This is a genomic window from Azospirillum humicireducens, from assembly GCF_001639105.2.
Classification (GTDB): domain Bacteria; phylum Pseudomonadota; class Alphaproteobacteria; order Azospirillales; family Azospirillaceae; genus Azospirillum; species Azospirillum humicireducens.
Genome location: NZ_CP015285.1, coordinates 1,508,253 through 1,519,735, shown reverse-complemented (window position 1 = coordinate 1,519,735; position 11,483 = coordinate 1,508,253). Strand labels below are relative to the sequence as shown.

The window sequence follows — 11,483 nt, the reverse complement described above, 5'->3', positions numbered from 1 at the left end:
AACGGACAGCCAGATCATGCGCACGCTTCCACCGCTCGCCGCCCTTGTGCTGGGTGTGTCCCTCCTCGCCGCCTGCACCAACGAACGGGTGGTGGCAAGCGAGCCGGCCCCCGCCTATACACGCAGCGAGGTCTCCTACGCGGCGGGAAACCGTGACCTGCGGGTGGTCTTGCATGGCGACCCCTTCGGCCTGCCGCCGGAGCGCTTCGCTGAAAAGGTTCTGCCCCATATGCAGAACCGCGTGTCCGGTGTGAAGACCAACCTCACCACCACGCCGAACGAGACGGCACGGCGGGACTACAAGGTGGTTCTGGCCTTCAATGTGGCGGAAAACATGCTGAACTCCGCCCTCTGCACGGATGGGCCGATTCCGACCTCACCGCCGGGCGGTCCCATCGTCGTGCAGGGAGCGTTTTGCCGTTCCGGTGGGGCGCTGACCTCGGCCACCGGCTGGCTGGACCGGCCACAGGGGCCGGACGATTCCGATTTCCGCAGCCTGATCAGTGACATGACCTTCAGCCTGTTCCCCAGCCGGAGGGCCGACCTGTTCTGCGGCGCCATCGACTGCTGAGGGAGGAAGCGACACGTCAGTCCTGCAACAGCCAGTCGCGCATCAGGGCGGTCACCGCCTGCGGCTGTTCCATAGCCGACAGGTGCCCGCACTCCTCGACCAGCACCAACCGGGAGCCAGGGATGGCGGCGGCCATTTCCTCGTGCAGGGCGGGCGGGGTCAGCAGGTCCTGGCGCCCGCAGACCACAAGCGTGGGGCAGCGGATGGCGGCGAGGCCGGGCCGGCTGTCGGGACGGTCGATGATCGCCTCCTGTTCGCGCGCATAGCCGTCGACGCCCACCCGCTCCATCTGGGCCAGCACCGACCGGACGAAGGCCTCGTCGGCCATGCGGTCGGGGTGAATCAGGCGGGGCAGGGCGGCGCGGATCACCTGTCCGTAGCGGCCCTGGAGGGCGAGCGACACTGCCTCCCGCCGGGTCGCGGTCGCCTCCGCCGTATCGGGACGGGCATTGGTGTCGAGCAGCGCCAGTCTCTCCACCCGCTCCGGCGCTCGGCGCAGGAGCTCCAGCGCCACATAGCCGCCCATCGACAGGCCGGCTACGGCGAAGCGTTGCGGCGCCTGGGCCAGCACTTTGCCGGCCATCGCCGCGATGCTGTCGCAGTCGGCCAGTTCGACCACCTGCGGGTCCGCCACCTCGCCGAGATGCCGGACCTGATGGTCCCACAGCGCGGCGTCCAGCGGCATGCCGGGCAACAGGATCAGGGCAGGGCGGCCGGCGGGACGTTCTGACATGCATGTTCTCCCGCGTTCACTTCACCAGGGCGCTGACGACCTTGAAGACCGGCGTGCCTGCGCGTTCCATCCACTCGAACAGCACCATCTCGGTGGTGACGATGGTGACGCCGGCGGCGCGCATCCTCTCCAGCGCGGCGGCGTGGTTGGCGGGGGTGCGCGACGACACCGCATCCGCGACCAGATAGACCTCATGGCCCTGCTGGCGCAGACCCAGCGCCGTCTGCATGACGCAGACATGCGCCTCCGTCCCGCACAGCACGATCTGCGGACGCTGCACCTCCTGAATCGCGGCATTGAAGGCCGGCTCGCCGGTGCAGCCGAAGGTAATCTTCTCGATCACCGGGGTTCCGGGCGGCAGATCGGCGCGAACAGCCTCAACCGTCGGTCCAAGGCCGCGCGGATATTGCTCCGTCACCAGCACCGGCACGGACAGGGCCGCCGCTGCCTTGAGCAGCATCCCGGTATGCCGGACGACGCTGACGGATTCGTGGATGGCCGGCAGCAGGCGTTCCTGGACGTCGACCACCACCAGCACCGATTCCTGGGCACGAAGAATCATCAAATGCACCCGACCGTTCCATTTGGGGCTTGGCACCCTTGTCCAGGGCGCCGGCAATGGCGGCGACTCGCCGCAATGCCATCGCACAGCCTATCGCAGGGCAGCGATTTCGCCAACGCGGCGTGTTTCCGCGCCTATTTTCGGAGTTGGAACATCGGATCTATTGACATGGCGCCTTGTCCACCTATTCTTCGGCCTCATCCAGGCATCGGGCGATGATCGCTCGATTTGCGCACTCCAGAACAGAAACAGGTTGGATGCTTTTTTCGGAACTTGGGCTTGGCCCTGACGTCCTGCGCGCCATCGAGGACAAGGGTTACACCCAACCGACGCCCATTCAGGAACAGGCAATTCCCTGTGTCCTGCAACGCCGCGACGTGCTGGGCTGCGCGCAGACGGGCACCGGCAAGACGGCGAGCTTCACCTTGCCCATGATCGACATCCTTGCGTCGGGCCGTGCCCGGGCGCGGATGCCGCGGTCTCTGATCCTGGAGCCGACGCGCGAGCTGGCCGCCCAGGTTGCGGAGAGCTTCGAGACCTACGGCAAGCACCACAAGCTCAGCATGGCGCTGCTGATCGGCGGCGAGACCTTCACCGAACAGGTCAAGAAGCTCGACCGCGGCGTGGATGTGCTGATCGCGACTCCGGGTCGTCTGATCGACCTGTTCGAGCGCGGCAACATCATGCTGAACGACATCAAGGTCTTCGTCATCGACGAGGCCGACCGCATGCTCGACATGGGTTTCATCCCCGACATCGAGCGCATCGTCAGCAAGCTGCCGAAGAACCGGCAGACCCTGTTCTTCTCGGCAACGATGCCGCCGGAAATCCGCCGTCTGGCCGATGCCTTCCTCAGCGATCCAATGGAGATCAGCGTCGCACCGCCCGCCTCGCCGGCGGAGACGGTGACGCAGGCGATGGTCCTGGTGCACGAGATGGACAAGCGCAAGGCGCTGCGCCATCTGCTCCAGACCGAGGACGTCAAGAACGCCTTCATCTTCTGCAACCGCAAGCGTGACATCGCGGTGCTGCAGAAGTCTCTGGAACGCCACGGCTTCAATGCCGGCGCTCTGCATGGCGACATGGTGCAGTCAAAGCGGACCGAAACGCTGGAGCGCTTCAAGCAGGGCGAAATCACTCTGCTGGTCTGCTCCGACGTCGCCGCACGCGGGATCGACGTTCAGGGGCTAAGCCATGTGTTCAATTTCGATGTGCCGCTGACGCCCGACGATTACGTCCATCGCATCGGCCGTACCGGCCGCGCGGGCAACAAGGGTCGTGCCTTCATGCTGGCCACGCCCGACGACACGAAACTGGTCGGCGCCATCGCGCGCCTCATCAAGCGGGAGATCCCCATGATCGCCATCGACGGCCTGGAGACGGCCGAGTTCGGCGAGGAAGACAGCAGCTCCCGCGGGCGTGGCCGTGGCCGTGGCGGCCGCGCTGCCAAGTCTGAGGCTCGTCCGCCCCGAGGCGGCCGTGAAGATCGCGCCCCGCGCGAGGAGCGTGCACCCCGCGAAGAGCGCGCTGTGCGCGAGGAGCGGCCGGTTCGTGAGGAGCAGCGGCCTGTGCGTGAGGAGCGTATCGCTCGCGACGACCGTCCCGTTCGCGAGGAGCGTCAGCCGCGGGAATCGCTTGCCGCCGCCGAGGCGCGCCGCAGCAATGACCCGCGCCGCGACCGTGATCGCGATCGCCGCCGTCGCCGCGAAGACGATGATGACGACGTGCCGGTGATCGGTTTCGGCGACCATATGCCGGCCTTCATGCTGCGCTCCGCCCGCCCGCGCCCGACCGCCGAAACCTCGACCGACCCGTCGCAGGAGGGCTGAGCCCGTGCAGACCATCTTCGTCATGGTCAAATGCGATCTCGGCAAGGCCTATGAGGTCGCAGATCAGGCCGTGCAAGCGATCGAACAGGTGTCGGAGGTCCACTCGATCTCCGGCCAGTACGATCTGCTGATGAAGTGCTATTTGAAGCAGGACGACGACATCGGCCGTTTTGTGACCGAACATGTCCAAACCCTGCCAGGTGTGCGCGACACTTTCACCCTGATCGCGTACAAGGCCTTCGCCTGAGCACAAGTGGTGCGGAAATGGAAAGGCCGGGCGTTTGCCCGGCCTTTCTGTTTTTCGGGGACGATCGGCCGCAGCCGGCCTTACCAGCCCACCACGATGCGCGCATGCGACGGCACCGGCACGATGCCGTCCACCGCCTGTGTGTCGAACCGCCGTGCGATGTCCGCCTCCAGCGCGTCGCGCTGTGATGCGTCCAGGCCGCCCAGCCGGTGGCCGAAGCTCATGTCCAGGGCCGCGCGCCAGAATGGCTGGCCCGCTGGTGCCTTGCGGACCGGGGTCAGATCGGTTTCCGCAGTTTCATCGAACCCGGCGGCCCGCATCGCGTTGGCCAGCAGTCCTGGTTCGGCAAAGCGGAACAGAGGGTCCAGGCTGCCGTCCTCGCCAAGATGGGCGGCCACGACGTCGCCGATCTCGGCGAACAGGCCATTTGCGTGTCGCGGCCCCCACACCATGAATGCGGCCTTGCCGCCGGGGCGTAGCACGCGACGGACTTCCCGCAGGGCAGCCTCCACCGCCGGCACGAACATGATCCCGAAGCGGCATGTCACGCGATCGAAGGTGGCATCCGCAAAGGGCAGGGCGGTCATGTCCGCTGCGCTGAAGGTGGGCGCCGGTCCATCGACACCGCGGGCACGGCGTATTGCGCCGGCCATCATGCCGGGAACGAGATCGCTGCCGACCACAAGCCCAGACGGTCCGGCATGGCGCGCGGCACTCAACGCCGGCTCCCCCGCTCCTGAGGCAAGATCGAGCAACCGGTCGCCTTCCGCCAGTCCGGCAGCGTCCAGCAGCGGACGGTTCAGCTTGTCGGCCAGATCGGCCATCGGGTCGGCCCAGCGGTCCCAGGCGTCGGCACTGGCGGTCCAGCGGTCGCGCTCGCGGACGGAGTCGAGGCCTGCGGAATCGGAAAGCGGTGTCGCGGTCAATGAAGAAGCCTCGCCGTGCCGGCAACGCGCTGGACCGTGTCGGCATCGCTCAGCCGCTCGCCGAGAGCCGTCAACTCGTCGGACATCTTGCGGTTGGCGTCGGTCAGTTGTTGGATGCGGGTCTGCGCCGCCTGATGCTGCGCGGACAGGCTTGCCACCGTCTCCGTCAGCTTGCGGATCTGTTGGGACTGCCGGGCCGCCGCCTCGTTCAGGCTGCGGCGGATCGACCCGACGGCCACCAGCACGACAAGGCTGATGGTCACGCCGGCCGCAATGGCGACGATGCTGATTGCGGTGAACCAATCCATGGGCGGAAAGCTTCCGCCGATTTCACCAATTGGTCAAGCTGCCTGACAATCCGTGACCAATGCACAGATGCCGAAAACCCGACGCCATTCCAGACGCCGGGTCCGTCGGTCGATGGTTCGATTTGAGAAAGGCTGGCGGTCAGCCGACCGTGCCGCTCACCGGACGCTCTGCCTTCATGCGCAATTCCTTCAGGTGGTCGCCGAAGGCACGCAGGACCGGCATGATGCGCTGGGTCTGGTCGGTCGTGACATGGGCGTCGGTCTTCAGCACGATGGTCGGCGCCTCGCTCATCAGGCGTTTGGCACGCATCGGGCCGACCTTGTCGTCGAGGAACATGGCCATGCCCATCAGAATGCCCAGCGTGACGTCGTCGGGAGCCTTGGGCAGTGCCAGGACGTCATGAAGCTCGTTCAGCAGCGTGTAGGCGACGATGGAGGTGCGTTCGATGGTGTCGACGTCGGCGGCCATGGGCATCGGGCAGGTCCTCGGGAAACGTTCGGATGAAACGTTGCGGGTGAGACGCTGGCGGGTGACGCGGGAAGGCGTCCTTGTTTGTCCAGGGCGCCAGCACTTGCGAAATCCGTCGTTCCCGAGGGTAATCGTCACTTTATAACCAAAGTGTTAACCAACCGAACTCCGAGTCGCCCGAGTCGCATTTTTTCGAGTCGCAATCTTGCATTTTCAGCGCTTGCCACCGCCACGCGCTCTGGTCGAAAGCGACAGCTCTGCCACCTCTTCTCGCGCGGTGCTGACCAGACCGGCGGACTGTACGATTCCACGGTTGAAGGGGTGATAGGTCTGCGCGTAGATGCTGCGGATCTTTACGACGTAATCCTGGGTCTCGCGGTAGGGCGGGATGCCCTTGTACTGCAGGACTACCCCCTCGCCGGCATTGTAGCCGGCCAGGGCATGGGTGACGTTGCCGTCGAAATAGGCCAGCAGCCAACGCAGGTACTTCATGCCCCCCCGCAGGTTCTGTTCCGCGTCGAACGGGTTTATTACGCCGAAGCGCTCCGCCGTTTCCGGGATCAGCTGCATCAGCCCTTGGGCATTCTTGTTCGACACCACATCGATGCGGTAACCCGACTCCACAGCGATGACCGCCAGGACGAGATCGGGGTCGAGGCCGTAGGTCGGCGCCATCTTCTGCACCATGGCGCGGATTTCGGCGGGCGGCTTGCGGATGATGCCCCAGCGCAGGTTGGGCGGTTCGCAGCGGTCCGGGGTCTTTACGTCGCCATTTACGCTGCCGACCAGCCGCTCCGCCTGCTCGCTGCCCAGTGCGGCGGCCTTCCGCAGCCAGGCGCGGCCAAGCTCTGCGTCCTTGTTGACGCCGCCCACGCCGGCCATATGCATGCGTCCGGCCATCAATGCCGCGTCGGCATGATCCTGACGGGCCGCACGGCAGTAGAGCGATAAGGCCAGTCGCGGGTCTGCCTTCACTCCGTCGGCCCGTTCATAATGCCGGGCCAGTTCATACTGGGCTCGGACGCTGCCCTTGTTGGCGAGGGCCTCCAGCGCAGCGACGGTTTTCTCCGCGATGCCGGCCTTGGCGGGGACGGCTGCCAGAAGGCCGGACATCATCAGGGCGACAGCAAGCGCACTGATGTGCGCACGCTTGGAGACCTGCCATCTGGGCCGGTGGGGTGTGGAGGCGCGCGACGCGGATGGCGTACCGCAAAGGCTCGTGTGGTGTTCCACCAGACCCCCCAGTATGATTTTCTTGAGGCCGTTTGAGACCATCGAAAGGTGGAGGTCAGAACTCGCAAGGAGGACGCTGCCAGGCCTTCTATGCCAACTGGCTGATCTGTCTGCATAATACGAAACGGCCTGCCGGTTGCCTGCCGGTCTTCCGGAAAAACTGCTTGATATGACGCTAACAATAGAAAAATCATAGACTGATCGATATATTTCGGTCGGTATTTTTCTTTCTATCTTGGTCATGCGCCCTCCAATCGTGGTGGAGAGATAGCGAAAGACCAGTTTTTAAGCCAATGCCCGAACGGTGATTGCCCTGGGATACACGGGGTACTCTATGGGTAATCTGCCCAGATTGTATGACCCCCTAGCCTTTTTCCCAACTGGCAGCCCCTTTGTACGCTCATTACGTAGGGATCGGGCCAGATAATCGGCTGCAAATTCGACGACCGCGGATGAAGGATGCACTCTTCGTCCGTGGCCGTCGCGCCGAAGGCCCCGGCAGTGCCGGACACCGCGAAAGCGGTCGGTGCGGCCGTGGCGAACGGCATTGAAGGAGGCATCGTTTTTCCGATGGCGAACCACGTCGCGACCACCTTGAGGCAGCGAATGCGCGGCCCGGCCCCGGTCGAGCCAGTTGCCTTCGGCGCCGAGGCCGTCGGCCGGATCCGTTCGGATCGCGCACCGACCGATACTGACCAGGACCCCACCGATGCCCGCACCGGCCGCGCCGCCATCGATGGCGCGCGGAATGCCGCGGCTCAGACGGAGATACATTTGAACGTTCATGCCGAGGCCATCGAGGCCGAAGCCGGAAGCGATGCGGCCGGGAACGACGCAACCGAGATGGACGCGGCCCGCATCGGGCCTGTCGACGGTTCGCCACCCGCCGACGAATTCCGTCCCGATCCCAATGCTCCGCCGGACCCTGCGGTGATCCGGCAGATCGAAGAGGAAATCCCGCGGTTGCGCCGCTTTGCCCGCGCCATGGTGCGCGATGCCACGCTGGCGGACGATCTGGTCCAGGAATGTCTTGAACGCGCGCTGTCCCGTCTGCATCTGTGGCGCCCCGGCACCAACCTCCGCGCCTGGCTGTTCACCATCCTGCGCAATCTGCACATCAACGGGGTCCGTCGGCGCCAGCCGGTGGTCGATATCGACGCCGAAGCGCAGGCTGCCATCGGTGCGGCACCGGGGGCGCAATTCGTGCGGATGGAGCTTCGCGACCTGCGCCGAGCGCTTGCCCTGCTGCCGAACGAACAGCGTGAGGTGGTTCTGCTGATCGGGCTGGAAGGGATATCCTACAACGAGGCGGCCGACATTCTCGGCATTTCGATCGGGACGGTGAAGTCGCGCCTGTCGCGTGGGCGCCGCGCGCTCCGCCTGTTGATGGAAGGCCGCGATCCGGGGGAGGACGCCGACTCCTGATCCCGAGCAACGAGTCTTGTGAAATGCGGAGTGGCCGGATGCCCGGCTTTCATGGTCGCACTCCGTCTGCGTGTTTCACGGCGGGGAAGAAAGAATGGCGGCGTCCAGGGAAGACGCCGCCGGAGTCGGGAACAATCGAAGCATCGTCGGGGCTCGCCGGCCCTGAGGTCAGCTATGGGGAAGAATGTGTGTTGCAGCGTCGGGAGATGCCGCAATCAATCTGACCACCGGCCGCTGGCTTCATTCCGTGATGGACGAGTCAGAGGCCGGTGGCTCGGTGCGTGCTTTGGTGCTACCGCCGCCGGACCAGCCCCATGATCAGGCTGATGGCGAACAGCACCAGGAACAGGAAGAACAGGATCTGCGCAATGCCGGAACTGGCCGATGCGATCCCACCGAACCCGAGCGCGCCGGCGATCAGCGCGACAACGAAGAAAACAAGAGCCCAATAAAGCATCATATCCTCCTTCGCTCGCCCGAAGATCTGGAAAGAACCTCGAGCGTCGCGCATCAGACAAGTCATTGCCGTATCCGCCGTCCCCGTCATCCGCTTCCAATGGTTGTCGTCCTGTAAGGGAAGGTTGGCCAATGTGACGGTCAGCACAGCCGGTGCGGCGGCATTCGAAGAGCAGAACAACGCCGTGGGCATGATGTTCCCGCCGTCTGTATCGTCCGTACGATCCCAGCCCACCCGGATCACGCAGCTCTGGCATTTGTGCAACAATGGGCACTCTCGGGCGTTTCCTTCCACTGACGGCCGGCGGTTCGGCCTCCGGCGAGGATCGGCAGGAGAGGAAAAGATGAAGAGCAAACTCTGTCTGGCGGCCTTCGCCGTCGTGCTTGCGGCGGCTCCGGCCGCGATGGCGCAACACACCTATTCGAGCACCTATTCCGGCAGCACGGGTGTCGACCAGTCGACCACGCCCGGCATGGGAAGCTCCGGTGGGACCTCGTCGGATAGCAGCGTCCGCCGCACGCCCGGCCAGAAGCCGGTCGAGTTGCAGCAGACCACGCTGCTGAACCAGCTCAGTGCCGCCGGCTATGTGTCGGTGCGCGACTTCCGCAAGGAAGGCGACCGGTATGTCGCCAGCGCGATGGACCGGCAGGGGCGATGGACCACCGTGATCCTGGATCCGCATACAGCCGCCACGACGCCCACCGCAACGCCTGCCCGCTGACCTCAATTCAACAGGCGGGACCATGTGCCGGCGAGGCGGCCATAGCCTCCCGGCACCCGCAGATCATAGAGAGGCAATGGCTGCTGCAGGCGCTGTCCCGCATCTCGCCCCAGCGTGCGCACTGCCGTCTCGACGGTGCCGCCGACCGGCATCCAGCCCGAGGCCCCGATCGGCACCACCAGCGCCAGTCCCCAATCCATCCGCCCGCCGAAGCGGCTCTGGGCACCGTCCGGCCCTTCGGTCCAGGTGGCATGGGCGGTCAGGCCGATGCCGCCGTCGAAGCGGCGCATCACCTCCACCGTTCCACCCCAGTCGCCGCCGAGATAGCGTCCAAGCCGCAACGCGGTGGTGGTGTCCGCCCCCGGCGTCTCCCAATAGAGGCTGGCATGGCCGGTGCCGCGCGCATCGCCGCGGTCGATGCCGAACAGGCTGTCCGGCCGCCGCTTCCACAGCCGGTTGAGATCGAGGCCGAGGGCCCAGCGGGCGGCCAGCGGCTGGTACAGCGCCTCCGCCCCGATGCCGCCATACATCTCCTCGAATTGGCCCAGTGACAGCCGGGTGGTCAGCCCGTCCGTCGGGTTGGCGAGCCACGCCGCATAGGCATGGTCGAGCGACAGCGGGCGGTCCACATAGCGCGGCAGGTCGCTGCGCACCGGATGTGCCGCCGGCAGGGCGTTGGTATCGAGCAGGTCGAGATCACTTGCAGCGTTCATGCGCAAGCCGCCGCCCAGCACCAGCCCGCGAACGGGTTCGCCGCGCAGCATCACATCGGTGTGGGTGCGTTGGGTGAGCGTGGTTCCAAGTTCCGCCAGATCGAAGGTCGCGACCAGCCGGGTCGACAGGTCGAGCCGAGGGCGCCAGTTGGGCGAAGGGCCGGCGGACGGCTCTATGACCGCGGTGCGCCAGATTTCCTCGGAACTGCCGCGATGCCCGGCGGCGCGCTCCAGATCGCGGCGCAGCAGGGTGGTGGCGGCGGACGCGATCCCCGCCGCACCGGTGACCACGCGCAGCCTCTCCACCTGCGGCGGGGCGAGATCGGCGAGCAGCCGTGCCGCGTCACCGACTTCGCGGGCCAGCGGCAGACGCCCGCCCCCCGCCGGGTCGAGCCAGAGGGTCGCCACGTCGCCGTCGATGCGGGCGGACCGGGCGGGCAGGCCGCGGCTGCGGGCGACCAGTGCGATGGCCTCCGCCGACAGCGCAGCCCCTTCCGACGGCCGTGGCCCGACCGCAGGGGGAGGACGTTGGGTGCGGTCGGCATCCACCGCCGGATCGAAGCGGACCGACAGACGCAACATCATCCGGCGACCCTGCTCATAGGCGGCCCCCAGATCGGCCCAGGATGCCGGGCGCCAGGACAGGCCGAGGCTGTAGCGGCTGCCGGGATCGAATCCGGGCTCGTCCTGCCGTTGCGCCCGAAAGCGGTCGCCGGACGATTCCAACTTCAGGCTGAGCCCTTCCAGCGGTCCCATGGCTGGCATGTGCCATTCCGCCCCGCCGAACAGGGCCACCCGCTCGCCGCTGAACCAAGCCTCCGGTCCGCGGCTGGTTGGCCATGCCGACGGGTCGCGGTCTCGGCGGAACCGGCCGCCCAGGAAGCGCAACGGGTTGCGCAAATGCCCGGCCTCGCCGAGCGTTCCCCATCCCAGGCCGACGGTGAGGTCCACATCCCACCAGCGGCGCGACAGGGCAATGTACTCGCCGGCAAAGCGCCCCTTGCCCGGCAGGTCTAGCCCGGAGCCGGTGACGTCGCGTCCGCCGATGACCAGTGCCGGACCATGTTCGTCCTCCCGCCGCAGGCGAAACTTGAGGTCCAGGCCGGGTTCGCTGAGGCCGTAATAGCCGGGATAGGCGCTGTTGCGCGCCGTGACCTCCAGCCAGGGCAGCGGCTGCGCGGAGATGGCATAGTGACGGTGCAGATCGCCGAGCGCCGTCAACCCGCCGCTCATCGATCCGTCGGCAGCCATCCGCGCGGTCGGCATCTGCAAAAGCCCTACCCCGCCCC

General features: G+C 66.3%; 14 protein-coding genes. 5 read left to right on the top strand and 9 right to left on the bottom strand.

Annotated features, from left to right (window positions below; translation table 11 throughout):
• Positions 1-16 precede the first annotated feature (16 nt).
• Entirely contained in the window at positions 17-571 is a 555-nt protein-coding gene (locus A6A40_RS06975; protein WP_063634755.1) for a hypothetical protein, read from the top strand.
• A 16-nt stretch (positions 572-587) separates the two neighbouring features.
• On the opposite strand, the gene A6A40_RS06970 is transcribed toward A6A40_RS06975, so the two are convergent.
• Positions 588-1,304: an alpha/beta fold hydrolase gene (locus A6A40_RS06970; protein WP_063634754.1), complete on the bottom strand. Its 717-nt coding sequence runs from the start codon at positions 1,302-1,304 to the stop codon at positions 588-590.
• Positions 1,305-1,320: 16 nt separating this feature from the next.
• Entirely contained in the window at positions 1,321-1,866 is a 546-nt protein-coding gene (locus tag A6A40_RS06965; RefSeq protein WP_063636163.1) for a hydrolase, read from the bottom strand.
• A gap of 257 nt (positions 1,867-2,123) precedes the next feature.
• Here A6A40_RS06965 and A6A40_RS06960 point away from each other — a divergent pair, with 257 nt between their 5' ends.
• Together A6A40_RS06960 and A6A40_RS06955 are read left to right on the top strand one after the other, a co-directional pair.
• Positions 2,124-3,695, top strand: coding sequence for a DEAD/DEAH box helicase (locus tag A6A40_RS06960; RefSeq protein ID WP_063634753.1), 1,572 nt, complete (start codon positions 2,124-2,126; stop codon positions 3,693-3,695).
• 4 nt (positions 3,696-3,699) lie between these two features.
• Positions 3,700-3,942: an Lrp/AsnC ligand binding domain-containing protein gene (locus A6A40_RS06955; protein WP_014247930.1), complete on the top strand. Its 243-nt coding sequence runs from the start codon at positions 3,700-3,702 to the stop codon at positions 3,940-3,942.
• Between the two features lie 80 nt (positions 3,943-4,022).
• Here the strand turns inward: A6A40_RS06955 and A6A40_RS06950 are convergent, their stop codons facing one another.
• From A6A40_RS06950 to A6A40_RS31115, 5 genes are all read right to left on the bottom strand, one after another.
• Positions 4,023-4,868: a class I SAM-dependent methyltransferase gene (locus A6A40_RS06950; RefSeq protein WP_063634752.1), complete on the bottom strand. Its 846-nt coding sequence runs from the start codon at positions 4,866-4,868 to the stop codon at positions 4,023-4,025.
• Positions 4,865-5,176: a hypothetical protein gene (locus A6A40_RS06945; protein WP_063634751.1), complete on the bottom strand. Its 312-nt coding sequence runs from the start codon at positions 5,174-5,176 to the stop codon at positions 4,865-4,867. Before A6A40_RS06945 ends, A6A40_RS06950 begins: the two co-directional genes overlap by 4 nt.
• 139 nt (positions 5,177-5,315) lie before the next feature.
• Positions 5,316-5,651 carry a hypothetical protein gene (locus A6A40_RS06940; RefSeq protein WP_063634750.1) on the bottom strand — a complete coding sequence of 112 codons (336 nt, stop codon included), beginning with the start codon at positions 5,649-5,651 and terminating at the stop codon, positions 5,316-5,318.
• Positions 5,652-5,858: 207 nt separating this feature from the next.
• Positions 5,859-6,761, bottom strand: a complete 903-nt coding sequence (locus tag A6A40_RS06935) for a lytic transglycosylase domain-containing protein (RefSeq protein WP_063634749.1) — start codon at positions 6,759-6,761, stop codon at positions 5,859-5,861.
• 402 nt (positions 6,762-7,163) lie between these two features.
• Positions 7,164-7,664, bottom strand: coding sequence for a hypothetical protein (locus tag A6A40_RS31115; protein WP_211112034.1), 501 nt, complete (start codon positions 7,662-7,664; stop codon positions 7,164-7,166).
• Between A6A40_RS31115 and A6A40_RS06930 the strand changes: the two genes are divergently transcribed.
• Positions 7,653-8,303 carry a sigma-70 family RNA polymerase sigma factor gene (locus A6A40_RS06930; RefSeq protein WP_236783761.1) on the top strand — a complete coding sequence of 217 codons (651 nt, stop codon included), beginning with the start codon at positions 7,653-7,655 and terminating at the stop codon, positions 8,301-8,303. The genes A6A40_RS31115 and A6A40_RS06930 overlap by 12 nt on opposite strands.
• Positions 8,304-8,595: 292 nt before the next feature.
• On the opposite strand, the gene A6A40_RS06925 is transcribed toward A6A40_RS06930, so the two are convergent.
• Positions 8,596-8,760: a DUF1328 domain-containing protein gene (locus tag A6A40_RS06925; protein ID WP_045582124.1), complete on the bottom strand. Its 165-nt coding sequence runs from the start codon at positions 8,758-8,760 to the stop codon at positions 8,596-8,598.
• A gap of 343 nt (positions 8,761-9,103) precedes the next feature.
• On the opposite strand from A6A40_RS06925, the gene A6A40_RS06920 reads away from it, so the two are divergent.
• Positions 9,104-9,481 (top strand): hypothetical protein, encoded by a 378-nt coding sequence (locus A6A40_RS06920; protein WP_063634747.1) that lies wholly within the window; start codon positions 9,104-9,106, stop codon positions 9,479-9,481.
• 2 nt (positions 9,482-9,483) lie between these two features.
• Here the strand turns inward: A6A40_RS06920 and A6A40_RS06915 are convergent, their stop codons facing one another.
• On the bottom strand, positions 9,484-11,460 hold the full coding sequence (locus A6A40_RS06915; RefSeq protein WP_236783760.1) for a YjbH domain-containing protein: 1,977 nt from the start codon (positions 11,458-11,460) through the stop codon (positions 9,484-9,486).
• Positions 11,461-11,483 lie beyond the last annotated feature (23 nt).

Bases quoted from the DNA above. Each gene is read 5' to 3' on its own strand.
- A6A40_RS06975 (WP_063634755.1), top strand. From the start codon at position 17: ATGCGCACGCTTCCACCGCTCGCCGCCCTTGTGCTGGGTGTGTCCCTC.
- A6A40_RS06970 (WP_063634754.1), bottom strand. From the start codon at position 1,304: ATGTCAGAACGTCCCGCCGGCCGCCCTGCCCTGATCCTGTTGCCCGGC.
- A6A40_RS06965 (WP_063636163.1), bottom strand. From the start codon at position 1,866: ATGATTCTTCGTGCCCAGGAATCGGTGCTGGTGGTGGTCGACGTCCAG.
- A6A40_RS06960 (WP_063634753.1), top strand. From the start codon at position 2,124: ATGCTTTTTTCGGAACTTGGGCTTGGCCCTGACGTCCTGCGCGCCATC.
- A6A40_RS06945 (WP_063634751.1), bottom strand. From the start codon at position 5,176: ATGGATTGGTTCACCGCAATCAGCATCGTCGCCATTGCGGCCGGCGTG.
- A6A40_RS06940 (WP_063634750.1), bottom strand. From the start codon at position 5,651: ATGCCCATGGCCGCCGACGTCGACACCATCGAACGCACCTCCATCGTC.
- A6A40_RS06935 (WP_063634749.1), bottom strand. From the start codon at position 6,761: ATGATGTCCGGCCTTCTGGCAGCCGTCCCCGCCAAGGCCGGCATCGCG.
- A6A40_RS31115 (WP_211112034.1), bottom strand. From the start codon at position 7,664: ATGAACGTTCAAATGTATCTCCGTCTGAGCCGCGGCATTCCGCGCGCC.
- A6A40_RS06925 (WP_045582124.1), bottom strand. From the start codon at position 8,760: ATGCTTTATTGGGCTCTTGTTTTCTTCGTTGTCGCGCTGATCGCCGGC.
- A6A40_RS06920 (WP_063634747.1), top strand. From the start codon at position 9,104: ATGAAGAGCAAACTCTGTCTGGCGGCCTTCGCCGTCGTGCTTGCGGCG.
- A6A40_RS06915 (WP_236783760.1), bottom strand. From the start codon at position 11,460: ATGCCGACCGCGCGGATGGCTGCCGACGGATCGATGAGCGGCGGGTTG.